Here is a 22,992-nt window from a genome sequence, read left to right on the forward strand (position 1 = left end):
TGTATACGCGCCACCCGTCGACGGAACGTTCCGTCGACGGGTGGCCATGCGCATATTCCAGCCGGGGGCGCATCGGTGCACGTCCCGGCGGGGTGGGGTCAGTGGATGATGCCCGTGCGCAGGGCCACGGCGACCATGCCGGCGCGGTCTCCGGTGCCCAGCTTGCGGGCGATCCGGGCGAGGTGGGACTTGACGGTCAGGGCGGAGAGGCCCATCGAGACGCCGATGGCCTTGTTGGACTGGCCCTCGGCGACCAGGCGGAGCACCTCCACTTCGCGGCCGGACAGTTCGCGGTAGCCGCCCGGGTGGCTCGGGGAACCGGGGGGCCGGCGGTGCATCCGGGCCGCGTTGGCGCCGATGGGGGCGACGCCGGGGCGGGTGGGGTGGCCGATGTTGGTGCGGGTGCCGGTGACGACGTAGCCCTTCACGCCACCCGCGAGGGCGTTGCGAACGGCGCCGATGTCGTCGGCGGCGGAGAGGGCGAGACCGTTCGGCCAGCCTGCGGCTCGGGTCTCGGAAAGCAGGGTCAGCCCGGAACCGTCGGGCAGGTGGACGTCGGCAATGCAGATGTCGCGCGGGTTGCCGACGCGGGGGCGTGCCTCCGCGATGGACGACGCCTCGATGACGTCACGTACTCCGAGGGCCCACAGATGGCGGGTGACGGTGGAACGGACGCGCGGGTCGGCCACGACGACCATGGCCGTCGGCTTGTTCGGGCGGTAGGCGACCAGGCTTGCGGGCTGCTCAAGGAGAACGGACACCAGGCCTCCTGGGGGGAGTGGCGGGACGGGCCGGCTCAGGGGATGAAGCCGGGGGCGAAACCGTGCTTGAAGGGTCATTGACCTCTTCGGCAGCGGACCCGTCCTCCTTTAGGGGAAGATCACGATTTGGTGAGTAACAATTCGGGCAAATAGGACGCGCGATCGATTGTACGAAAAGAGAGCCGGTGCTGTGCGATACGAGTAACAAAGCGTTACGAACACCAGGGCGAAGCGGGTGGCGGGGATGACGAAACGCTACGAAACCTGTGGCCCGCGCCGCTGCGGCAGCGTCACCACCGCCGCGTCCGCCGGGTCGGACGGCGGCAGGCCCGCGATCTGACACAGCAGATCACCCCAGGCCATCAGGTGCGACGCCGCGTCCGGCACCCCGCCGCGCCCCTCCCGGGGCGTCCACGAGGCCCGGATCTCGATCTGCGTCGCCGGACGGCGCGCGGACAGCGCACCGAAGTAGTGCGATCCGGCGCGCGTCACCGTCCCGCCGGCCTCCCCGTAGGACAGCCCCCGCGCGTCCAGCGCACCCGTGAGCCAGGTCCAGCACACCTCCGGAAGCAGCGGGTCCGCCGCCATCTCCGGCTCCAGCTCCGCCCGCACCAGCGTCACCAGCCGGAAGGCCCCCTGCCAGGCGTCATGCCCCGCCGGATCGTGCAGCAGCACCAGCCTGCCGTCCGCGAGATCGTCCTCCCCGTCCACCACCGCCGCCTCCAGGGCATACGCGTGCGGCGCGAGGCGCTGGGGCGGCCTGGTCGGCTCCACCTCCAGCTCCGGGCGCAGCCGGGCGGAGCGCAGTGCGTCGACCGCCGCGCGGAACGCGGGCGGCACGGAAGGCCCCTCCGCGCGCTCCTTGCCGTCAACGCCATCGGAATGATCGGAAAATTGTCCCTGAGCCGGAGCCATGCCGGGAAGAGTAAAGGGAAGGCGGGCCTCGTGCAGGGAGAGACACCCGTGCGGGGCCGGGCTCCTTCGCCGTGCGTGCGAAGATTCTGTGCGTGAGTGCCAACGACAGCCCTTCGGGCCAGCAGACGACGACCTCCGCCAGCCACGACGCGGGCCGCGCGGCCACCCACGACTCCGCGTTCCTCAAGGCCTGCCGACGCGAACCCGTGCCCCACACGCCGGTCTGGTTCATGCGCCAGGCGGGGCGCTCGCTGCCCGAGTACCTGAAGGTCCGCGAGGGCATCGCGATGCTCGACTCCTGCATGATGCCGGAGCTGGTCACCGAGATCACGCTCCAGCCCGTACGCCGCCACAAGGTCGACGCCGCGATCTACTTCAGCGACATCGTCGTGCCGCTGAAGGCCATCGGCATCGACCTCGACATCAAGCCCGGAGTCGGCCCCGTCATCGCCGAGCCGATCCGCACCCGCGCCGACCTCGCCCGGCTGCGCGACCTCACCCCCGAGGACGTCCCGTACGTCACCGAGGCCATCGGGATGCTCACCGCCGAACTGGGCGCCACCCCGCTCATCGGCTTCGCCGGGGCCCCCTTCACCCTCGCCAGCTACCTCGTCGAGGGCGGCCCCTCGCGCAGCCACGAGCGCACCAAGGCCATGATGTACGGCGACCCGCAGCTCTGGGCCGACCTCGTCGACCGGCTCGCCGAGATCACCGGTGCCTTCCTCAAGGTCCAGATCGAGGCGGGCGCCTCGGCCGTCCAGCTCTTCGACTCCTGGGTCGGGGCCCTGGCCCCCGCCGACTACCGCCGCTCGGTGCTCCCCGCCTCCGCGAAGGTCTTCGACGCCGTCGCCTCCTACGGCGTCCCCCGCATCCACTTCGGCGTCGGCACCGGCGAACTCCTCGGCCTGATGGGCGAGGCCGGGGCGGACGTCGTCGGCGTCGACTGGCGGGTCCCGCTGGACGAGGCCGCGCGCCGCGTCGGTCCCGGCAAGGCGCTCCAGGGCAACCTCGACCCGGCGGTGCTCTTCGCGCCCACCCCGGCGGTCGAGGCCAAGACCCGCGAGGTGCTGGACCGGGCCGCCGGGCTTGAGGGGCACATCTTCAACCTGGGCCACGGCGTCATGCCGTCCATGGACCCGGACGCGCTCACCCGGCTCGTGCAGTACGTGCACGAGCAGACCGCACGCTGACACCGAGGTGCCCGGGGCGCGGGGGCCTCGTCAGCTCCCCGCGCCCCGCACCGCCGCCACCGTCTTGCGGGCCGCCACCAGCACCGGGTCCCACACCGGTGAGAACGGCGGGGCGTAGCCCAGGTCGAGCGCGGTCATCTGCTCCACCGTCATCCCGGCCGTCAGCGCCACCGCCGCCACGTCCACGCGCTTCGCCGACCCCTCGCGCCCGACGATCTGCACCCCGAGCAGCCGTCCCGTACGGTGCTCCGCGATCATCTTCACCGTCATCGGCTTCGCCCCCGGGTAGTAACCCGCCCGCTGCGTCGACTCGATGGTCGCCGTGACATAGCGCAGCCCGACCGCGCGGGCGTCCTTCTCGCGCAGCCCGGTCCGGGCGATCTCCAGATCGCAGACCTTGCTCACCGCCGTACCGACCACGCCCGGGAACGTGCCGTAGCCGCCCCCGGCGTTGGAACCGATCACCTGGCCGTGCTTGTTGGCGTGGGTGCCCAGCGCGATGTGGCGGGTGCGGCCCGCCACCAGGTCCAGGACCTCCACGCAGTCGCCACCCGCCCAGATGTTCTCGTGGCCCACGACCCGCATCGACAGATCGGTGAGCAGTCCGCCGTGCGGTCCGACGGGGAGACCCGCCTCCTGCGCGAGCGCCGTCTCCGGTTCGACGCCGATGCCGAGGACCACCACGTCCGCCGGATACGTCCGCGCGTCCGTCGCCACCTCGCTCACCCGGCCGTCGGGACCCGTGAGAATGCCGGTGACCGCCGCCCCGTTGACCGTGGTGATGCCCAGGCCGTCCATCGCCTCGTGGACGAGCCGCCCCATGTCCGGGTCGAGCGTGGCCATCGGCTGCTCGCCCCGGTTGAGGACGGTCACCTCGAAGCCCCGCTTGAGCATCGCCTCGGCCATCTCGACGCCGATGTACCCGGCGCCCACCACGACCGCCCGCCGTCCCGTGCCGGAACCCAGGGCGTCCAGCGAGTCCAGGAGCGCCTGCCCGTCGTCCAGGGTCTGCAGCCCGTGCACCCCGGGCGCGTCCATACCGGGCAGCTCCGGGCGCACCGGACGGGCCCCGGTGGCGATCACCAGCTTGTCGAAGCCCGTCCAGTACGTCGTCCCGCTCTCCCGGTCCAGCGCCCTCACCCGGCGCCCCGCCACGTCGAGCTCCGTCACCTCGGTCCGCATCCGCAGATCGATGTCCCGCCCCCGGTGCTCCTCGGGGGTACGGGCGATCAGGTCCTCGCGCCGCTCCACGTCACCGCTCACCCAGTACGGGATGCCGCAGGCGGAGTACGAGGTGAAGTGGCCGCGCTCGAAGGCGACGATCTCCAGCGCGTCCGGCCCCTTCAGCCTGCGGGCCTGCGACGCGGCGGACATGCCCGCCGCGTCACCCCCGATGACCACCAGTCGCTCCGCTGTCATACCGGGTCCCTTTCGCCGAGTTCCGCCGCGTCAGGGGCCACGCTACGGCGATCAGGGCGCCGGGGTGCCCTCCGCCTCCGGTCGGGGCGCTGCCGGGACCCCGCGGGCCGCCCGCCGGGCGCGCAGCACCCGCCAGACCACCAGCGCCAGGGCTGCGGTGATCAGGAACGGGAACGCGGCCCCGAACGCCACCGCGATCCACCGGAGCATCGTCACGAACGCGTCCCAGCCGCCGCCCAGCGCGTCCAGGAAGCCCGGGTCCCCCTTCTCCCCGTCGTCGCCCGGGGCGTCCGGCGGCGTCAGGTCCAGGGTGATCGTCGCCAGCGAGGTGCGGTCCTTCAGGCTCGCCTGCTGGGCGAGCAGCGACTCCAGGTCGGACTGACGGCTGCTCAGCTCACCCTCCAGGGCCACCACATCGCTGATCCTCTCCGCCTTGTCCATCAGCTCCCGCACCCGGGCCACGCTCGCCCGCTGCGTGGCGATCCGGCTCTCCACGTCGACCACCTGGTCGGTGACGTCCTTCGCGTCCGAGGTGCGCGACAGCAGCTTCCCGGAGCCGGCGAGGGTGCGCAGCACCTCCTGGAACCGGTCCTGCGGCACCCGCAGCACCAGATGCGAGGTCTCGTACGTGTCGTCCATCCGCTCGGTGTTCTCCGTCGCCACCAGGCCACCGGCGCCCTCCGCCGCGCTGCGGGCGGCGGCGACGGCCTTCGGCACGCTCCTCACCTCGACGGAGAGCGTGGCCGTACGGATCACGTGGGTGGCCGCGGCCCCGGGCTTCGGGGCCTTCTTCCCGGCCGCCTTGCCGTCCGCCGGTGCTTCCGACGCCATGGCCCCGTCCTCGGCGCCCGACCCCGCCTGCTCGTCGGACAGGTTCTCCCTCCCCTTCTCCCGCCCCGCGTACTCGCTGTCCGCCGTCTTCGCGCCGCTGTCCGAGGCGTCGCCCGCCCCGCAGCCGCCGACGGCGAGCAGCGCGCCGAGCACCCCGGCCAGGAGCGCCGCCCGGCCCCGGCCGTACGGCCGCCGGGCGCGCGGCGCGGCAGGCTGCCGGGCCACGGATCGATCGGTCTTCCTCGTCATAACTGGTCCCCCCAGGACGGTGGTTGATCGTGCCGGTTCGACGCGGCGCCCCCGGAGCCGGTTGCCGGTCGGCGGTTTCGAAGCGGTCACGGTCGGGACTCGGAACGGGTTTGAGAGAGTGGACCCATGCAGCGTTCTCAGCGTTCCGATCAGCGGGCGGACACCACCGCGGGCCACGTCGTCGTCATCGGCGGCGGCATCGCCGGCCTGGCCGCCGCCCACCGCCTGGTCACCACCGGTCTGCGCGTCACCCTCCTGGAGGCGACGGACCGGCTCGGCGGCAAGCTCATGACCGGCCGGATCGCGGGCGTCCAGGTCGACCTGGGGGCCGAGTCGATGCTCGCCCGCCGCCCCGAAGCGGTCGCCCTGGCCGAGGCGGTGGGCCTCGCCGACCGCCTCCAGCCGCCCGCCACCGCCGCCGCGTCCCTCTGGACGCGCGACGCGCTGCGCCCGATGCCCAGGGGTCACGTCATGGGCGTCCCCGCCGACCCGGCCGCCCTCGGCGACGTGCTCTCGCCCGAAGGGCTCGCCCGGATCGCCGAGGAGCGCGACCTCACCCCGACCCCCGTCGGCGACGACGTCGCGGTCGGCGCGTACGTCGCCGACCGGCTCGGCCGCGAGGTCGTCGACCGGCTGGTGGAACCCCTCCTCGGCGGGGTCTACGCGGGTGACGCCTACCGGATCTCGATGCGCGCCGCCGTACCCCAGCTCTTCGAGGCGGTGCAGGAGGGCGGCCCGCTGCTGGGGGCCGTACGCCGTGTCCAGGAGCGGGCCGCCGCCCTCCAGCGGAGCGGAGCGGTCTTCCAGGGCATCGAGGGCGGCATCGGCACTCTGCCGGGCGCCGTCGGCGACGCCGTACGGGCCGGGGGCGGCGAGATCCTCACCCAGACCCCCGTCCTCGGCCTCACCCGCAGGGAAGAGGGCTGGGCCGTCCGCACCGACACCCGGGTGATCCCCGCCGACGGCATCGTCCTGGCCACCCCCGCCTGGTCCGCCGGGACCCTGCTGGCCGCCGAGTCCCCGGCTGCCGCCGCCGAGCTGTCCGGTGTCGAGTACGCCTCGATGGCCCTGGTCACCCTGGCCTTCCGGCGCGCCGACGTCGAGGCCTACGAGGCCCTGCGCGGCCGCTCCGGCTTTCTGGTGCCGCCGGTCGACGGCCGCACCATCAAGGCGTCCACCTTCTCCAGCAACAAGTGGCAGTGGGTCGCCGACGCCGCCCCGGACCTCTTCGTGCTCCGCACCTCCGTCGGCCGCTACGGCGAGGAGGACCACATCCACCGCGACGACGAAGAACTCGTCGCCCTCTCCCTGCGCGACCTCGCCGAGGCCACCGGGCTCACCGCCCGGCCCGTCGACACCGAGGTCACCCGCTGGATCGGCGGCCTGCCGCAGTATCCGGTCGGCCACCTCGCCCGGGTCGCCCGCATCCGCGACGAGGTCGCGGTCCTCCCCGCACTGCGCGTCTGCGGCGCCGTCTACGACGGGGTCGGCATCCCTGCCTGCATCGCGAGCGCCCAGCGCGCGGCCGACGAGATCACGAGAGAGATCATCGCCACGCCGACCCTGGTTCGGGGCACGGGGAGCGAGGCGGGACAATAGCCGTATGAGTGCCCCTGAGACTGTGACATCAAGCAAGAGTCCGAACGCCGGAAAGAAGGCCAAGGACCTCAACGAGGTCATCCGCTACACCCTGTGGTCGGTCTTCAAGCTGCGCGACGTGCTGCCGCTGGACCGCGCGGGGTACGCCGACGAGGTCCAGGAGCTGTTCGACCAGCTCGCGGCCAAGGACGTCACCGTCCGCGGCACCTACGACCTCTCCGGTCTCCGCGCCGACGCCGACCTCATGATCTGGTGGCACGCCGAGACCTCGGACCAGCTCCAGGACGCGTACAACCTCTTCAGGCGCACGAAGCTCGGCCGCGCGCTCGACCCGGTCTGGTCGAACATGGCGCTGCACCGCCCGGCCGAGTTCAACAAGTCGCACATCCCGGCGTTCCTCGCCGACGAGACGCCCCGCGACTACATCAGCGTCTACCCCTTCGTCCGGTCCTACGACTGGTATCTGCTCCCCGACGAGGACCGCCGCCGCATGCTGGCGGACCACGGCAAGATGGCCCGGGGCTACCCTGACGTCCGCGCCAACACCGTCGCCTCGTTCTCGCTCGGCGACTACGAGTGGATCCTCGCCTTCGAGGCGGACGAGCTCTACCGCATCGTCGACCTGATGCGCCACCTGCGCGCCTCCGAGGCACGGCTCCACGTGCGCGAGGAGGTCCCGTTCTACACGGGTCGCAGGAAGAGCGTCCACGACCTGGTGGCCGGGCTCGCATAGCCAGCGAGTCCCGCACCACCCCAACCCGGAAGATCAGAAGACGGGCACCGGGCACCGACCGTGCCGCCCGCCGTTCCAGCGACACCGGGTTCGGCTCAGGGGGCCGTCGCACCGATCACGGTGCGACGGCCCCGCTCCGTACCCGCCCGCCGGATCAGTCCAGCGACACCGGGTTCGGCTCCGCACGCGCGGCGCAGTCCGCACCCCGCCCCGGCACGTGGCCGGTCAGCAGATACGTGCGCAGATGGTCGTCGACACAGGGGTTACCGGCCCCGCCGACACCGTGCGTACCCGCGTTCCGCTCGGTCACCAGCGACGAACCGGGCAGCCGCTTCCGCAGCTCCAGCGCCCCCTGGTACGGGGTCGCCGCGTCCCGCTCCGCCGCCAGGATCAGCACCGGCGGCAGCTCGCCCCACCCCGTGCCGACCTCCAGCGGCCGCTGCCGGGGCGCGGACCAGAAGGCGCACGGCAGGTTGGTGAAGGCGTTGTCCCACGTCTCGAAGGGCGCGATGCGCGCCAGGGCCGTGTGGTCGCGGTCCCACACCTCGAAGTCCTCGGGCCACGGCGCGTCGTTGCACTCGACGGCCGTGTACACCGCCTGCGCGTTCTCGTTGTCCTCGGCCGCCACCGCGCGCGGGGAGGCCTGCGCGATCAACGGCTCGGGGTTGCCCCGGACGTACTCCGACAGCGCCGTCGCCCGCATCGCCCAGTAGTCGTCGTAGTAACCGGCCCCCAGGAACGCCGAGTGCAGCTGCCCCGGCCCGACCTTGCCGCCCGCGGGCTCCACGGCGAGCTCGGCGCGCACCTCGTCGTAGTGCCGCTGCACCGACTCCGGTGTGGCCCCGAGGTGATACACGTCGTCGTGTTCGGCGACCCAGCGGCGGAAGTCCTCCCAGCGCGACTCAAAGGCCAGCGACTGGTTCATGTTGGAGCGGTACCAGATCTGCTCCGGGTCCGGATCCACCACCGAGTCGAAGACCATGCGCCGTACGTGGGAGGGGAAGAGCGTCGCGTACAGCGCGCCGAAGTACGTCCCGTAGGACGCCCCCATGAACGTCAGCCCCGGCTCGCCGAGCGCGGCCCGCAGGACGTCCAGGTCACGGGCGTTGTTCAGCGAGGTGTAGTGCCGCAGTGCCTCACCCGCGTGCTGTGCGCAGCCCTGCGCGTACGCCTTCGCACGGGCGATGCGCTGCTCTTTGTACTCCTGCGTGGGGTGGGTCGGCGCCTGAGTCGGGCCCTTCGTGTACGCGGCGGGGTCCTGGCAGGTCAGCGGGGCCGAGGAGCCGTTCACCCCGCGCGGCGCGTAACCGACCAGGTCGTAGGCCTCGGCGATCTCCTTCCAGTCGGGCAGCTCCCCGGCCAGCGGGAAGGTGATGCTGGACGCGCCGGGACCGCCCGGGTTGTAGACGAGCGCGCCCTGCCGGTCCTTCGCCGGGCCGGTGGCCAGGGTGCGGCTGACGGTCAGTTCGAGCTGCCGCCCGTCCGGCTCCGCGTAGTCCAGGGGCACCTTCACCGTGCCGCACTTCAGGGTGTCCGGCAGCATCTCCTCCTCCGGGCAGGGGACGAAGTCGATCCCGGCGGCGGTGGCGCGGGAGGCGGCGATCGCGGTGCCCCGGGCCTCGGCGTCGACCGGGCCCTCCCAGGCGGCCGCCGGAGCGACGGTCAGGGCGGACAGGACCAGGGAGCCGATCGATGTGTACAGCGCAGCTGTTCTCACGCGCGGGGCCTCTCTGCGGATGCGGAGAGGGATGGTCGGGCGTGTGGGCCGTGATGTCCAGCACAGCCCCGGCGTGTCCGGAGGAATGACCCTGACAGCCGGTCAGAATCCATGCTCAGGAACCGGGTTCAGGAGCCGCCGCGGCCCGCCCCCGAGCCGCTGCCCGCGCGGACGGTCCGGCCGTGCCGCCGTGATCAGCCGGCGCTGGAGCACCGGGGAGGTGCGGCGGCCGGCTCGTCGAGGACCGGGTTGTCCTACTTCCCCACGAGGGCGGCACGTGCTGCCCGGACCAGGCGGGTGGTGCGGCGGGGCGGCCGGGCGGCGGACCGGTCCTGCCACCAGTACGTCAGCCTGCGCCGCTCGGCGGGATCGGCGGGGGCGCCCGCGGTCAGCAGGTGCTCCGCGAAGTCCAGGGCGTCGCGCCGGTAGCTGCCGGACATCGGGCGGCGCCGGGCGTACGCGAGGAACGCGGCACGGTAGCCGTCGCCGAGGATCTCCGGCAGCTCGGGCGCCACCTTGGCGACGACATCGGCCCGCTTGGCGGCCAGTGCCCGGCTCTGCACCCGCAGCCGCCGGTGATCGAACCCCTCGGGCGCCGGGGTCCCCGCCACGAGCGCGGACAGCAACGCGGTCTGGGAGACGGCGAGACGGTCGCGCACGCTGGGACGGGGGGCGGCGGCGGCCGTGTCACGGGTCGCCCCGGAGAGCGGCGCGGACCGCGCACCGGCAGCCGTCGTCGTGTTCAGCGTGGCCCGGATCGCGTCCAGTTCAGCCGCCAGCTCGGCCCCCGGCGGGAAGGCGTCGTCGCGCTCCAGCAGGACGCCCGGCGGGTCGACCCGGGAACGCAGCTCGGCCAGGACGTCCAGGACCGGGCCGGTCACCGGGTGGGCGTGCGTGTCGTGCCAGATGCCGTCCCTCTCGACGCCGCCCGCCACATGCACGTACGCGATGGCCTCCACCGGCAGTTCGTCCAGCGCCTTCGCCGGGTCCTGGCCGAGGTTGACGTGGTTGGTGTGCAGGTTGGCCACGTCGATCAGCAGCCGCACCCCGGTCCGCTCGACCAGCTCCGCCAGGAACTGCCCCTCGGTCAGCTCCTCGTCGGGCCAGGTGATCAGCGCCGCGATGTTCTCCAGGGCCAGCGGCACCGGCAGCGAGTCCTGCGCGATGCGCACGTTCTCGCACAGGACGTCCAGCGCGTCCCAGGTGCGCGGCACCGGCAGCAGGTGCCCCGCCTCCAGCCGCGGCGACGCGGTCAGCGGCCCCCCGGCCCGTACGAACGCGATGTGCTCGGTCACCAGCGGCGCCCCCAGCAGCTCGGCCCGCGCCGCGAGGCCTGCGAGGCGCGCAGGTTCCGGGCGGTCCGCACCGCCCAGGCCGAGACCCACCCCGTGCGGAACGATCCTCACCCCGCGCTGCCGGAGCCGTACGAGGGAGTCAGGGAGGTGGTCGGCGCAGAGGTTCTCCGCGACCGCCTCGACCCAGTCGATCCCCTCCAGCGCCTCCACCTCTGCGGCGATCTCCGGCCGCCAGCCGATCCCGATGCCCAGCTTCATGGTGTCCCCCCTGCTCACCTCGTTCTGTCCAGGGGTCATGGCCCCGTCGAGCGGCGATGAACCCGACCAGGGGGACGTTCAGAGCTGGATTTGAGGTTCCGGGACCGTTGCCCTCGTTATGGCATCGACATCATCGTGGGCGGCACCGGGCGAGAGGTGAAGGACTGGTCGCCGGTCGGCGTCGCCGGTACGGGGGCCAGGGGGGCCTGTCCGTCCCGGGGCATCGACGGGCCCGAGGGGCTGGCGGTCGACCCGCTCACCGCCTCGCGCGCCAGGGCGTCGAAGTCGACGAAGCCGGTGCCCTCCAGCATGGTGATGTGGTCCAGCACCGTCTGGTTCGCATCGCTCGCGAGCTGCCGGATCAGGGTGTTGCGGGTCGTGTGCCGGACCTGGGCGATCAGCCCGAAGACCTTGCCGTGGGCGGCCCGCAGGATATTGGCGAACTTCCGCTCGTACTCGTCGCCGCTCGCCGCCGTCAGCTCCCGCAGCCACGCCTGCTGCTGCTCGGTCGCCTGGTTGGGCAGCTCCACCCCGAGCTTGGCCGCCACGTCCCGGGCCCGCCGGTCCAGGTCCGCGTGTCCGACGACCAGGTGGTCCCCGGCGGCCTTCGTCGCCTCACTGGGCGCCCGCTCGATCGCCTGCTGCCCCGCGGGCAGCTCCCACAGTCCGGCGAGCCGCACCTTCACCAGGAAGTCCCGGTCGGTCGCGGAGAGCGGCCCCCACTGGGTGGCGACGCTGGAGGCGTTGAGGTTCGCCTCGCCGGTGCCCGAACGGTCCGCGTAGGACCAGACGGGGAACGCGATCGCGACCAGTGTGGCGACCAGCGCAGCGATGATGAGGGCCGTTCCGTTGATGCGTCGCAACAAGGTGTCTCCCGGGCCGAAGCGTGACAGCGTCCATCAGGCGTCAATCAACCGTCAACCGACTCGCCGCGCAGGCTAATTGGCGGTAATGCCGGTGCGGCAGTACCGGGAGGTACGTAAGTGGTCGCAGAAATGCTCAGCCCCGGGCGGCCCGTCCGGGCCGGGGGCCCTCGCCGTGTCCGGAAAGTCGTGCTTGGTCCCCGCCTTCCGGGCGAACGGCGGGACTTCCGGGCAGCCCTCAGAGTGCGGAACGTGAGTAGTTGTCCGTTTCGGGGTTGGGTTTGAGTGAGGGCTGCTGGTCACCGCTGCCCTGTTGGACCCCTATGACCTGCCAGGCGTCACTGCTCTTCCGAACTAGTGCCGTATCAGGCAACGTTTGCCCTGTCGACGACGGCGCGTATGCGTTGGTCGTCGGCGTGGCGGTTTCGCCAGATGATGTAGCGGCGGATCATGCTGCCCTGTTCCTTGTGGTCAGCGTGGTCGGTGCCGTCGAGGGTGAAGTAGCGCAGGGCGGTGAACTGGGCTTCGATCCGGTTGAGCCAGGAGGGGGGTGGGGACTGTAAAACGATCGGTGTAACTCCTGATCAAGGAAGATGCATCGATGACCAGCGACAACGTGACCGAGGCCGAGTCCGTCAAGGCCGCTGAGCCGCAGCCGGCGAAGAAGGTGGACGACCAGCTCATCGATGAGTTGGTCGGCCGCGCTCAGGCCGAGGGCCTGCAGCTGACCGGCGAGGGTGGGCTGCTCCAGCAGCTGACCAAGCGGCTCCGGAGTCCGCCCTGGAGGGCGAGATCACCGACCACCTCGGCTATGACAAGCACGACCCGGCGGGGAAGAACGGCGGCAACAGCCGCAACGGAACCCGTGGCAAGACCGTGCTGACCGATGTCGGCCCGGTGGAGATACTCGTGCCCCGTGACCGCGAGGGCTCCTTCGAACCGAAGATCGTCAGGAAGCGGCAGAGGCGTCTGTCGGGCGTCGACGAGATGGTCATTTCTCTCGCCGCGAAGGGGCTGACGACCGGCGAGGTCCAGGCTCACCTGTCCGAGGTCTATGGCGCCGAGGTGTCGCGGCAGACGATCTCCACGATCACCGACAAGGTCCTCGAGGGCATGGCCGAGTGGCAGAACAGGCCCCTGGACTCGGTCTATCCAGTGATCTTCATCGACGCGCTCCACGTGAAGATCCGCGATGGCGCGGTGGCGAACCGGCCCATCTACGTGGCCCTGGCCGTCGTCGTCGAGGGCCGACGGGACATTCTGGGGCTGTGGGCCGGCGACGGCGGCAAGGGCGCCAAGCACTGGATGCACATCCTGACCGAGATCAAGAACCGCGGAGTGAACGACGTCCTCATGCTGGTCTGCGACGGGCTCAAGGGCCTGCCCGGGGCAGTCGAGGCCGTCTGGCCCCGCACCACCGTCCAGACCTGCGTGGTCCACCTGCTGCGGAACTCCTTCCGCTATGCCGCCCGCCAGGACTGGGACAAGATCGCCAAGCTCCTCAAGCCCGTCTATACCGCGGCGACCGAGGAAGCCGCACTCGAGCGGTTCGCGGAGTTCGCCGACGCGTGGGGCAAGAAGTATCCGGCGATCGTCCGGCTCTGGGAGAACGCCTGGGAGGAGTTCACTCCGTTCCTCCGGTTCGACACCGAGATCCGCCGCATCGTCTGCACGACGAACGCCATCGAGTCGGTGAACGCCCGGATCCGGCGGGCAGTCAGGGCTCGCGGGCACTTCCCGAACGAGCAGGCCGCCTTGAAGTGCGTCTACATGGCGATCATGTCGCTGGACCCGACCGGCAAGGGCCAGGCCCGCTGGACCATGCGCTGGAAGTCCGCCCTGAACGCCTTCGACATCACCTTCGACGGCCGCCTCTCCGCAGCACGCCGGTAACCCTCAACCACCCCAGATACACCGCTCGATTGACAGACCCTCGTCGTGACCTACTTCGACGGGTAGAAGCCCGCCGTGAAGCCGTTGGTCCACGAATGCTCGCCGTACTCGGGGGTGTATGCGGCGACTCCCTCGGCCACCCAGGCGGGGGGCAAGACTTCCGGGCTGAGCGCGGTGACCTTGTCACCGGTGAGATCCACCTCGACCGGGAGATCGGGCCCGGAGCCGGCGGCCGGGACGGTTCCGTAGGCGATACCGCGCTCGGCGTCGACCGCCGTGAATGTGACTCTCTTGCGGGCGTCGGTGTCCTCGAAGCAATAGCCCTTGTTCCCACGCAGGTCCAGCACGGCGGGACCCGCCGATACGTATCGGCCGCCGGACAATGTGGGCACGGGTGGCCCGCTATCCGAGTCCGGGCGCTTCCCTTCGCAGCGCACTGCGACCCGTACCTCGCCGCTGCCGGGGTCGCGGATCTCGTAACGCCGGATCGCTCCATTCCCGCCGGCCGACCAGTCGGCGACGATCACGCCACCGAGGTAGTAAGGCCGCACCAATCCGGAGCTGGCGGTCCACTGAGCGTCGGGCGGCTCGCTGTTCCCGCTGTGCCAGCTGCCGCCGCCAAGCCAGAAGGATGCATTATGCGCGAACGCCAACGGTCCCTGGGGCGAGACGCCGAAGATCACGGCTCTCTCGTCGCAGTCGGGCCGTCCGATGATCCGCCCCTCGGTACAGCGTTTGACTCCCGTCGGCGCCGCGAGCTGCCGCTGCGTGTACGTGGTCTGCTCGCCCGTGGCGACGTCCACCGCCAGCGGTTGTGCGTTCTTATCTCTCAACGAGGCGTACGTATGAACTACGCCTTCGCTGTCCTGAGCGGCGAATATCTCCCTCTCGTAAGGGAACTCGAACGTACGGCTAGCCTCCACACTGCCTGAACCGCCGGCCGGGAAGACCGTGAGCTGCGTCGTCTCCGTGGACTTGGACGCCCCGTCGCCGCCCTTCTCGCCCGAGAACTTCACCACCGCGTAGTCGGTCTCGCCCTTGGCGGACACGAGCAAGGACACCTTGCCGTTCACCGTGCGGCCCTGGCCCGACTCCGGGAGTGCCACCGGCGCACCGGTCCAGCGCACGGCACCGGTCCGCAGGTCACGCGCCACCACTTGCGTGGACTTTCCGTCCGGGGCCTTCTTGAGGAAGAGGACCTCTCTGGCATGCGGCGCGTATACGGGACTGCTGAGCCCTTCCGAAGTCTTCACGGCCCAGCCCTTAGTAGCGTCGAAGGCGGCGGGCACCGCCACCTCGGGCGCCCGCTCCTCCCTGGGCGCCGCGCTCTCCGTGGCCTTGCGGTCCTTGCCGTCAGACTTCTGCCCGCCGTCGCCGTCGCCGCAGCCCGCCAGCAGCAACACCGCGGCGATCACTCCGGCGGCACCTCTCGCCACACGACTCTCTGTCCTCAAGACTTCTCCCCCCAGGCGACTCGTCCAACTCTCTTCTTCCGTAAACCAGTTGTAACACTACAGCGCGCCCTCCCGGACGGCTCGGGGGCCGTGACACCGGAGTCAGGAGCCGGCAGGATGGTCCGGGGCCCGCTCGACGAGACGGATCTGGTTACGATCGGCCAACAGGTCGAGGCGGGAGCAGCGGACGCAATTGCAAAGTTCGTTGATCGTGCCTTGGTGCAGGTCAGTTGAGTCTGAGAGTGCGGGATGTGGCCTTCCGTCTGGCTTGTCGTCGCTCGATGGTGTGACGCTGGGGCATCGCTGCCGGTCGGACGTTCGAGGTTCGATTGGGTCGCGGCATGGATATGCGCAAGCCGTACCCGAGCGATCTCACCGATGAGCAGTGGGAGCTCATCGAACCCGTGATCACGGCATGGAAGGCCCAGCACCCCTCGGTCAGCGGTCACCAGAGCAAATACGCGATGCGGGAGATCGTGAACGCGATCCTGTACCAGAACCGCACTGGCTGCCAGTGGGATTTCCTGCGCCACGACATGCCTCCGGCCGGTGCGGTGAAGTACTACTTCTACCTCTGGCGCGACGACGGCACGGACCAGACCGTGCACGACTTGCTGCGGTGGCATCTGCGGGAGAAGAAGAAGCGATTAGCCGACCCGAGCCTGATCGTGATGGACACCCAGAGCATCCACGTCTCCGTCGGGGTGCCGGCCACCACGACCGGCAAGGACGCCTCGAAACGGGTGCCGGGCAGGAAGAGATGCCTGGCCATGGACATTTTGGGCCTGGTCGTCGAGGCCGTCGTGCTACCGGCGTCCGCGCACGACAACGCCGCGGGCACCGCCCTGCTGGACGGTGTGGCCGCACAGACCGACAGGGTCGAGAAACCCCTGGTCGACCAGGGGTTCAAGAAGACGGTGGTCGATCACGGCAAGAGCCTGGGCATCGACGTGGAGATCGTCGAGCGCAACCCGGCCGACACCGGCTTCGTCCCGCAGGCCAAGCGGTGGATCATCGAGCAGATCAACGGGATCCTGATGTTCTACCGGCGTCTCGTGCGCGACTACGAGCACCGGCCCGCCAGCTCCCGCTCCCGGGTGTTCTGGGCGATGACCTCCGTCATGGCCCGCCGCCTCACCGGATCCACCATCGCCTCCTGGAGGACAGGGTGAGCCACAACCCGCAGATCAGGGCCGTCCTGGAGTACGTCGAGGCCCGTGAGGCCGAACTCGGCGAACAGGCTGGCCAGATCCGCTCCCGCATTGAGGACCTCACCGCCCGGCTGGGGGAACTCGACGCGGAGAGCGAGAACCTGCGCATCACCCGCAAGACCCTCCTCGACATCCCCGCACCGGCCCCCCGCCGATGAACCGGTCCGACCCGATGTCCCGGACCACCCGGCGTACCAGCAGATCCTCACCGCCTTCGCCGACACCGGAAAGCCGCTGCGAGCCCGCGACCTCTGCCAGGCCCTCGACCTGCCCATCGTCCCGAAGAACACCGGAGACATCCGGTCCAAGCTGAAACGCCTGGTCACCAGAGGCATCCTCATCGAACCCGAGCCCGGCCTGTTCGCTCAGCCCCGTGCCTGACCGTCCACTCGCCCCGCCGACCAGGGCCCCTCACCCAGACCCACCCCCGAAACGGACATCAACTCACATCCCGCACTCTCAGGCGGTGCGGCGCAGCGCCGGGTGGTCGGCCACCACCGTGCAGGAACCCGGGGCGATCTCGGTGAACCCGGCGTCGCGCACCACCGGCAGCCCGCTCACCGTCAGCTCCCGCCAGCGCTCCGGGCCGGGCGTCGCCACGGAGAGCGGGAAGCCTGCCTCGCGCCACGCCTTGCGCTCGGTCTCCGACAGCTCCCACCAGGCGAGCTGCGCCCCGTGCCCGGCCTGGGCCATCGTCTTGCCCGCCGACATGTCCAGGTCGGGGTTGAGCCACAGCACCGGGCCCGAGGGGTCGGGGGCGGCGGGCGGCCCGGGGTCGTCCAGCTCGGTGCCCGACACCTGGAGCTTGGCCAGCTCCTTGGGCCAGCCGTCCAGCGGGACCGGCGGGAACACCCGTACCTCCGCGCCTTCCTCGCCCGTGACCGTGATGCCCTCCAGCGCCGCGGCCTTGCGCCACTCCGCGCCGCGCGCCCGGCGCACGACCTTGCGGATGCGCGCGTCCTGCCAGTCCCGCATCGCCCCGGCCCACTCTCCGTCGCCGAGGGACCGCTCGTCGGAGAGGATCGTGAGCACCGCGCGGGCGGCGGTCCGCAGCGCGTCCGTGCGGGCGGGCGGGTCCGTCTTCTCCAGGTGGAGCACCAGCGGCAGCACGAACTGCCGAGCCTGGTCACGGTCGGCCGGACCGTCGTCGAACGGGCTCTCGGGCGCTGGGACGTCGTTGCTGATCACCGTCCCAGTCTGCCAGGCCCGGGATGTCACCTGCTTGGCGGAGCGGGCAGGTCCGGGTGAGGATGTTCCTCATGAAGAGCGATCTCTTTTCCAGCGAGCACATGGCCCAGCCGGCCACCGCCCCCGGCATGACTCTGCAGAACAGCAAGTCGATCAAGTACGCCGTCAACGGGGAGATGCATGCCCGGCAGGGGGCGATGATCGCCTTCCGCGGCAACCTCCAGTTCGAGCGCAAGGGCCAGGGCCTCGGCGGTCTGCTCAAGCGCGCGGTCACCGGCGAGGGACTCGCGCTCATGGCGGTCCGGGGCCAGGGCGAGGCGTGGTTCGCGCACGAGGCCGCCAACTGTTTCATCGTGGAGATGGACCAGGGCGACTCGCTCACCATCAACGGCCGCAACGTCCTCTGCTTCGACGCCACACTCTCCTACGAGATCAAGACGGTGAAGGGCGCCGGAATGGTCGGCGGCGGCCTCTTCAACAGTGTCTTCACGGGCTACGGCAAGCTCGGCCTGGTGTGTGAGGGCACCCCCATCGTGATCCCCGTGACGGCGGCCCAGCCGGTGTACGTGGACACGGACGCGGTCGTCGGCTGGAGCCAGCAGCTCACGACCAGCCTGCACCGTTCCCAGAGCGTCGGCTCGATGGTGCGCGGCGGCTCCGGCGAGGCCGTCCAGCTGATGCTCCAGGGCGAGGGCTTCGTCATCGTGCGCCCCAGCGAGGCCAGGCCCGAGAAGACCTCCAACTGACCCGTGAGGCTACGCGACGTGGGCCATCGCTACGGCGGCCGCTGGGTCCTGCGCGGGGTCGATCTCACCCTGCCCGCGCGGGCTCTCGTCCGGGTCGAGGGGGCCAACGGCACCGGGAAGTCGACCCTGTTGCGCCTCCTCGCCGGGATCGACACCCCCGCGGAGGGCCGGATCACCGGCCGCCGCGCCCGTACGGCCTACGTCCCCGAGCGCTGCCCCGCCGCGCTGCCCCTGGCCGCCGCCGGGTACCTCGTCCACCTCGGACGTGTCCACGGGCTGCGCACCGCGGAGGCGAAGGAGCGCGCGGGGGAGTGGCTGACCCGGTTCGGGGCGGGTGACCACGCTCGTACCCCGCTCGCCGCGCTGTCCAAGGGCACCAGCCAGAAGACCGCCGTCGCCCAGGCGCTGATGGCCGCACCGGACATGCTGGTCCTGGACGAGGCGTGGACCGGGCTCGACACCGCCGCCCGCGCCGAACTGGACCGCGCCGTCGCTGAACGTGCCGCGGCCGGGGCGACCGTCGTCTTCGTCGACCACGACCCGCGGCGCCTGGCCGGGGCGGCAGCTCACGCTGCGGACGGAGGGCGGCGGGTGCGTCGGTATACGCCCCGGCGGCCCCGCCCGGCGGACCGCGCGTCCTGGCCGAGGCGGCGGGCCCGCCGGGCGCCCCGCTCCCCAGGGGCCTCCCGGGCGACCCGGTTGAGGACCGGGTCCCGGCACGGCCCCCGGCACCGTACGGCTCACCGTTCCCGCCCCGTACTCCGACGCGTTCCTGGCGGCCCTGCTCGCGGCACGCCCGCCCTGGCACATCCGTCAGGTCACCGCCGAAGTCGGCGCAACCGAGCGACCACCGTATGCGGAGGCACGCGGTGAGGAACTCTCCGAGGCATACGAGGAACGATGACCGCACTCCTCCGCTACCACGCCGCCCTGCTCCTCCGCTCGCAACGCTGGCTCGCTCCGCTCCTGCTGTACGCGGCCGTCCTGGCCGTCGGCGTGCAGAGCGGGCAGCCCGTGCTCGACTCCCTCGGTTTCGCCTCGGCCGCCCTGCTGCCCGTCACCGCCTGGGCGGTGCAGCTCTGCGTCACCCAGAGCCGCCCGCCGACCGGGCCGTCGCCTCGGCCGCCGCAGGGCCCCGGCGGGTCCACCTTGCCGCGCTGCTCACGGCGACGGGGTGCGCGGCGGCGCTCGCGGCGGTGACCACGGCAGCCGTCCTGCTCGTCAGCAGCCCGCTCACCAACGACCGCACCGTCGCCGTCTCCCGGCCGTCCACCGCGATCGCCGGACTGCTCACCGCTTTGTGCTGCGTCCTGCTCGGCGCGGCCGTGGGGGCGCTGAGCACCCGGCCGGTCCTGAGCCGCCGGGGCTGGTCCGTCGCGGCGGCCGTGCTCGGGTCGGTCATGGCGCTCGTGACCGTCGGCTCCCCGGCGAGGTACGCGGTCGGCACCCTGGTCACCGGTTCGCGGGCCGGGACGTTCCAGCCGCCTGCGCTGCCGTTGCTCGGGGCGGCGGTCCTCGCCGTGGCCGTCGCCGTCCTCGTCTGCCGGATCGCCGCCCGGCCTGCGTCGGACAGCGCTTGGAGCACCAGTAGGTAGGTACGGGTGTCCTGTAGTGGCTGACCTTGCATTGGTCAGATCGACCTTGCATCTGTGGCTGCACAGGTCAGATGGATCTTGCACGGGGCTTCCTGGCCCTGTCTCGACCCTGCAGATGTCCTCAGAGTGGTGGGCCGCAGTGACCGGCCAATGGCTGGGTTGCTTGCGGAGGCCGTAGGTTGGCGCCGTGTGAGGTTCGGGCATCCTCGGAACCATGACGTTGCCTTCCGCGCCTTCGCCTGCTCCTCCGCCGTGGTCGCACTGCGCCGAGGGCACCAACTTCCCGGTGGACCCCGTTGGGTGCCGGGGTGTCCACGTTCCCGGACACACACGCTGCCTGGCTCACCTCGACCCGTCCGAACGGGTCACATACCTGGCCAGCCTGTCCCCGGGCGCTGAGATCGACCACCGCGGCACGGGCTTCTCCGCCGCTCTGCTCGCTGAGTTGCTGGCCGCACTGCGTGACCCCGCAACAGGCAAGGCGCGGTTGGGCAGCGCATGGTTCCGCGAGGCTACTTTCAGCAGCGACGCAAGGTTCGACGGTGTGAGGTTCACGGACGCCGCCCGGTTCGGTGATGCGGCGTTCACGGGGGCCGCCCGGTTCGACGGTGCAACGTTCGCCGGGTCTGCCTGGTTCGACGGCGCGACCTTCGCAGGCGCTGCCAGGTTCGACGAAGTGCTCTTCGCCGACTCTGTTCTGTTCGACGGTACGACCTTCACCAGCTCTGCCCTGTTCAACAGTGCCACGTTCGCAGGCGCCTCCCGGTTCGACGGTGCGACCTTTGCCAGCACAGCCGGGTTCGGTGGTGCGACCTTCCGCGCCGCTGTCGCGCTGGGGCCAATGGTGTGCGGGGGCCACGTCGACGTGTCGGGTGTGGTGTTCGAAGCACCGACGACCATCGAGGTCGCGGGGGTGTCCATGGAGTGCCTGCGCACGCGATGGGAATCGACCGCCACCCTGCGGCTGCGGTACGTGGGACTGGACCTGTCGGACGCGGTGGTCACCCACCCCCTCTCGGTCACCGCTCACCCAGCCCCGTTCACCGTGCCGCGTGGCACCCTGTCCGAGTCCTCGCTCACCGGGCGCGACCCGGGCGTGCGGCTGCAGTCGTTACGCGGGGCGGATGCGGCACATCTCGTCCTCACCGACACCGACCTGTCCGGATGCACGTTCGCCGGGACGTTCCATCTGGACCAGATTCGGCTGCGTGGCCGTACCCGCTTCGCCCGCACCCCCCGAGGCATCCGGTGGCGTATGGGGCTGCCGATGCGCTGGACCCCGCGCAGGACATTGGCCGAAGAGCACCACTGGCGCGCGGTACGCACTCCACCCGCTGACCCGGCCCACCCGACCGACCGTGACTGGATACCCGGGCCGCACCATCCCGACCCTACCCACACCCCCGGTCCCGACGACCTCGCACCGCTGTACCGGGACCTGCGCAAAGCATTCGAGGACGGCAAGAACGAGCCCGACGCCGCCGACTTCTACTACGGGGAAATGGACGCCCGCCGCCTCGACCCCGAGCGGCCTACCGGGGAACGTGCCCTGCTGGCCGCCTACTGGGCCCTGTCCGGGTACGGGCTGCGCGCCTCCCGCGCGGTGGGCTGGCTGCTGGGGGCGATGGCCGCCACCGTGCTAGCGCTGATGCTGTGGGGCCTACCCACCACTGAGCCCGTGCCGCACACCACCGGGATCCAGGCACCGCACGGACAACGCATCGACCTGGTCACCAAGGCTCCCGACCCCGAACTGGCGGGCGCTTTCCATCAGCGACTGACCAGCCAGCGAGCCGAAAAGGCCACCCGTGTCGTCCTCAACTCCGTCGTCTTCCGCGCCAGCGGACAGAACCTCACCGCGGTCGGCACCTACACCGAGATGGCCTCCCGCTTCCTCGAACCCATGCTCCTCACACTTGCGCTCCTCGCCACCCGCGGGCGCGTCAAACGCTGACCTCCAGCCGAACTCACATGTTCGAACCCATCGATGTCCAAGCGCCCTCGGCCTCCGAAAGTGCGAGTTCGGACTGACCATCAATGACGCTTGTCGCACGCAGAGATCCTTCATCTGCCTGGTCAGGATCGTTGAGTTCGGCAGACTCCAACCGGACCGGACGACGGGAGTCAGTTGCCTACCCAGGGTCGTTCGATCACCTGACGCAGTCAGGCCGTGCGGGCGCGGAGGCGGCGCAGCATGCGTGGGTCCTCGAAACCGACTGAGCGGGCGGCGGCGTCCATCGTCGCGCCGTGGCTGATGAGGTGTTCGGCGCGTTCGAGGCGGAGGGTCTGCTGGTAGCGCAGTGGGGTGAGCCCGGTGGCGCGGCTGAAGAGGCGGGTGAGGGTGCGTTCGCTCACGCCGACGGCCGAGGCCAGGGTGGGTAGCGGGAGCGTCTGATCGAAGCGGGCGTCGATGAGGTCCTGGGCGCGGTGCACGGTGTCGTCGAGGTGGGACCGGTGCCGGAGCATCTCGCTGGACTGCGGTTCATGGCCGTTGCGGCGAGCGTAGACGACCATTTCCCGGGCCACCTGGGCGGCGACGGCCGGGCCGTGCCGGGTCGCGACCAGGTGCAGGGCCAGATCGATGCCGCTGGCGATGCCGGCCGAGGTGATCACCCGGTCGTCGGCGGTGAACAGGACGTCGCGGACGACCACCGCCCTGGGGTGGCGCAGGGCCAGCTCGTCCTGCACGTCGTGGTGGGTGGTGCAGTGGCGGCCGTCGAGCAGGCCGGCCTGGCCGAGCGCCTCGGCTCCGGCGCAGACGCTTGCCACCGTCCCGCCCCCGGCGTGGTGGTCCCGGAGGACCTGCAGGGAGGCGGCGCCGATGGCAGGGGCTTCGGCCGGGGTGGCTGTCCGCCAGCCGGGCACCACGATCAGGTCCTCGGGCCCGAGACCGGGCCAGTTCACCCCGGCCACCAGCGGCAGCCCCTGGGCGGTGGAGACCTGTGGCTGCTCGGCCACGTAGGCGAGCGTGTAGGGGTGCCCGAAGTCGGCGGCCGTGGAGAAAACCTGCGCGGGTCCGGCCAGGTCCAGCAAATGGACTCCGGGCACCAGGAAGAAGACGATGTGGCTCACGAT

The 22,992-nt window shown here is 71.2% G+C and carries 18 protein-coding genes and 3 pseudogenes; 10 read left to right on the top strand and 11 right to left on the bottom strand.

Going from position 1 to position 22,992, the window contains the following annotated elements; genetic code table 11:
• Positions 1 to 98: 98 nt before the first annotated feature.
• Together RI138_RS27255 and RI138_RS27260 are read right to left on the bottom strand one after the other, a co-directional pair.
• Entirely contained in the window at positions 99 to 761 is a 663-nt protein-coding gene (locus RI138_RS27255) for a response regulator transcription factor (protein WP_003965521.1), read from the bottom strand.
• Between the two features lie 255 nt (positions 762 to 1,016).
• Positions 1,017 to 1,676 (bottom strand): DUF3000 domain-containing protein, encoded by a 660-nt coding sequence (locus RI138_RS27260; RefSeq protein WP_311122007.1) that lies wholly within the window; start codon positions 1,674 to 1,676, stop codon positions 1,017 to 1,019.
• 92 nt (positions 1,677 to 1,768) lie between these two features.
• On the opposite strand from RI138_RS27260, the gene hemE reads away from it, so the two are divergent.
• On the top strand, positions 1,769 to 2,866 hold the full coding sequence (gene hemE, locus RI138_RS27265) for a uroporphyrinogen decarboxylase (RefSeq protein ID WP_096627490.1): 1,098 nt from the start codon (positions 1,769 to 1,771) through the stop codon (positions 2,864 to 2,866).
• 30 nt (positions 2,867 to 2,896) lie between these two features.
• On the opposite strand, the gene RI138_RS27270 is transcribed toward hemE, so the two are convergent.
• Together RI138_RS27270 and RI138_RS27275 are read right to left on the bottom strand one after the other, a co-directional pair.
• Positions 2,897 to 4,285 (bottom strand): FAD-dependent oxidoreductase, encoded by a 1,389-nt coding sequence (locus RI138_RS27270; RefSeq protein WP_311122008.1) that lies wholly within the window; start codon positions 4,283 to 4,285, stop codon positions 2,897 to 2,899.
• A 51-nt stretch (positions 4,286 to 4,336) separates the two neighbouring features.
• Entirely contained in the window at positions 4,337 to 5,365 is a 1,029-nt protein-coding gene (locus tag RI138_RS27275; RefSeq protein ID WP_311122009.1) for a DUF4349 domain-containing protein, read from the bottom strand.
• 126 nt (positions 5,366 to 5,491) lie between these two features.
• On the opposite strand from RI138_RS27275, the gene hemG reads away from it, so the two are divergent.
• Positions 5,492 to 6,964, top strand: a complete 1,473-nt coding sequence (gene hemG / locus RI138_RS27280; RefSeq protein WP_311122010.1) for a protoporphyrinogen oxidase — start codon at positions 5,492 to 5,494, stop codon at positions 6,962 to 6,964.
• Positions 6,965 to 6,968: 4 nt separating this feature from the next.
• On the top strand, positions 6,969 to 7,697 hold the full coding sequence (gene hemQ / locus RI138_RS27285; RefSeq protein ID WP_311122011.1) for a hydrogen peroxide-dependent heme synthase: 729 nt from the start codon (positions 6,969 to 6,971) through the stop codon (positions 7,695 to 7,697).
• 154 nt (positions 7,698 to 7,851) lie between these two features.
• On the opposite strand, the gene RI138_RS27290 is transcribed toward hemQ, so the two are convergent.
• The 4 genes and pseudogenes from RI138_RS27290 to RI138_RS27305 all read right to left on the bottom strand — a co-directional run.
• A complete protein-coding gene (locus tag RI138_RS27290) occupies positions 7,852 to 9,414 on the bottom strand; it encodes an alpha/beta hydrolase (protein ID WP_311122012.1) in 1,563 nt (520 codons plus the stop codon).
• Between the two features lie 254 nt (positions 9,415 to 9,668).
• Complete coding sequence (locus RI138_RS27295) at positions 9,669 to 10,967, bottom strand: multinuclear nonheme iron-dependent oxidase (RefSeq protein ID WP_311122013.1); 1,299 nt, start codon at positions 10,965 to 10,967, stop codon at positions 9,669 to 9,671.
• Between the two features lie 116 nt (positions 10,968 to 11,083).
• The gene (locus tag RI138_RS27300) at positions 11,084 to 11,830 is read right to left on the bottom strand and encodes a DUF4142 domain-containing protein (protein ID WP_311123028.1); all 747 of its coding nucleotides are present in this window, start codon (positions 11,828 to 11,830) and stop codon (positions 11,084 to 11,086) included.
• Positions 11,831 to 12,195: 365 nt separating this feature from the next.
• Positions 12,196 to 12,375, bottom strand: a pseudogene (locus tag RI138_RS27305) (IS630 family transposase); the annotation flags it as partial.
• Between the two features lie 56 nt (positions 12,376 to 12,431).
• Between RI138_RS27305 and RI138_RS27310 the strand changes: the two are divergent.
• Positions 12,432 to 13,723, top strand: a pseudogene (locus tag RI138_RS27310) (IS256 family transposase).
• Positions 13,724 to 13,773: 50 nt separating this feature from the next.
• Here RI138_RS27310 and RI138_RS27315 read toward each other — a convergent pair.
• Positions 13,774 to 15,159: a hypothetical protein gene (locus RI138_RS27315; protein ID WP_311122014.1), complete on the bottom strand. Its 1,386-nt coding sequence runs from the start codon at positions 15,157 to 15,159 to the stop codon at positions 13,774 to 13,776.
• A 359-nt stretch (positions 15,160 to 15,518) separates the two neighbouring features.
• On the opposite strand from RI138_RS27315, the gene RI138_RS27320 reads away from it, so the two are divergent.
• Positions 15,519 to 16,349: an IS5 family transposase gene (locus RI138_RS27320; protein ID WP_311122015.1), complete on the top strand. Its 831-nt coding sequence runs from the start codon at positions 15,519 to 15,521 to the stop codon at positions 16,347 to 16,349.
• Entirely contained in the window at positions 16,346 to 16,546 is a 201-nt protein-coding gene (locus RI138_RS27325; RefSeq protein WP_311122016.1) for a hypothetical protein, read from the top strand. Before RI138_RS27320 ends, RI138_RS27325 begins: the two co-directional genes overlap by 4 nt.
• A gap of 301 nt (positions 16,547 to 16,847) precedes the next feature.
• Here RI138_RS27325 and RI138_RS27330 read toward each other — a convergent pair whose 3' ends face one another.
• Positions 16,848 to 17,606, bottom strand: a complete 759-nt coding sequence (locus RI138_RS27330) for a peptidyl-tRNA hydrolase (RefSeq protein WP_373558727.1) — start codon at positions 17,604 to 17,606, stop codon at positions 16,848 to 16,850.
• Between the two features lie 41 nt (positions 17,607 to 17,647).
• On the opposite strand from RI138_RS27330, the gene RI138_RS27335 reads away from it, so the two are divergent.
• From RI138_RS27335 to RI138_RS27350, 4 genes and pseudogenes are all read left to right on the top strand, one after another.
• Positions 17,648 to 18,322, top strand: a complete 675-nt coding sequence (locus RI138_RS27335; protein ID WP_311122017.1) for an AIM24 family protein — start codon at positions 17,648 to 17,650, stop codon at positions 18,320 to 18,322.
• A gap of 18 nt (positions 18,323 to 18,340) precedes the next feature.
• Entirely contained in the window at positions 18,341 to 19,195 is an 855-nt protein-coding gene (locus RI138_RS27340) for an ATP-binding cassette domain-containing protein (RefSeq protein WP_311122018.1), read from the top strand.
• 27 nt (positions 19,196 to 19,222) lie between these two features.
• Positions 19,223 to 19,917 (top strand): annotated as a pseudogene (locus RI138_RS27345) (ABC transporter).
• Positions 19,918 to 20,461: 544 nt separating this feature from the next.
• Positions 20,462 to 21,871, top strand: coding sequence for a pentapeptide repeat-containing protein (locus tag RI138_RS27350; protein WP_311122019.1), 1,410 nt, complete (start codon positions 20,462 to 20,464; stop codon positions 21,869 to 21,871).
• A gap of 209 nt (positions 21,872 to 22,080) precedes the next feature.
• Here the strand turns inward: RI138_RS27350 and RI138_RS27355 are convergent, their stop codons facing one another.
• Positions 22,081 to 22,989, bottom strand: a complete 909-nt coding sequence (locus tag RI138_RS27355; RefSeq protein WP_311122020.1) for a GlxA family transcriptional regulator — start codon at positions 22,987 to 22,989, stop codon at positions 22,081 to 22,083.
• Between the last annotated feature and the right edge of the window lie 3 nt (positions 22,990 to 22,992).

The organism is Streptomyces durocortorensis, from assembly GCF_031760065.1.
In the GTDB taxonomy this organism is placed as follows: domain Bacteria; phylum Actinomycetota; class Actinomycetes; order Streptomycetales; family Streptomycetaceae; genus Streptomyces.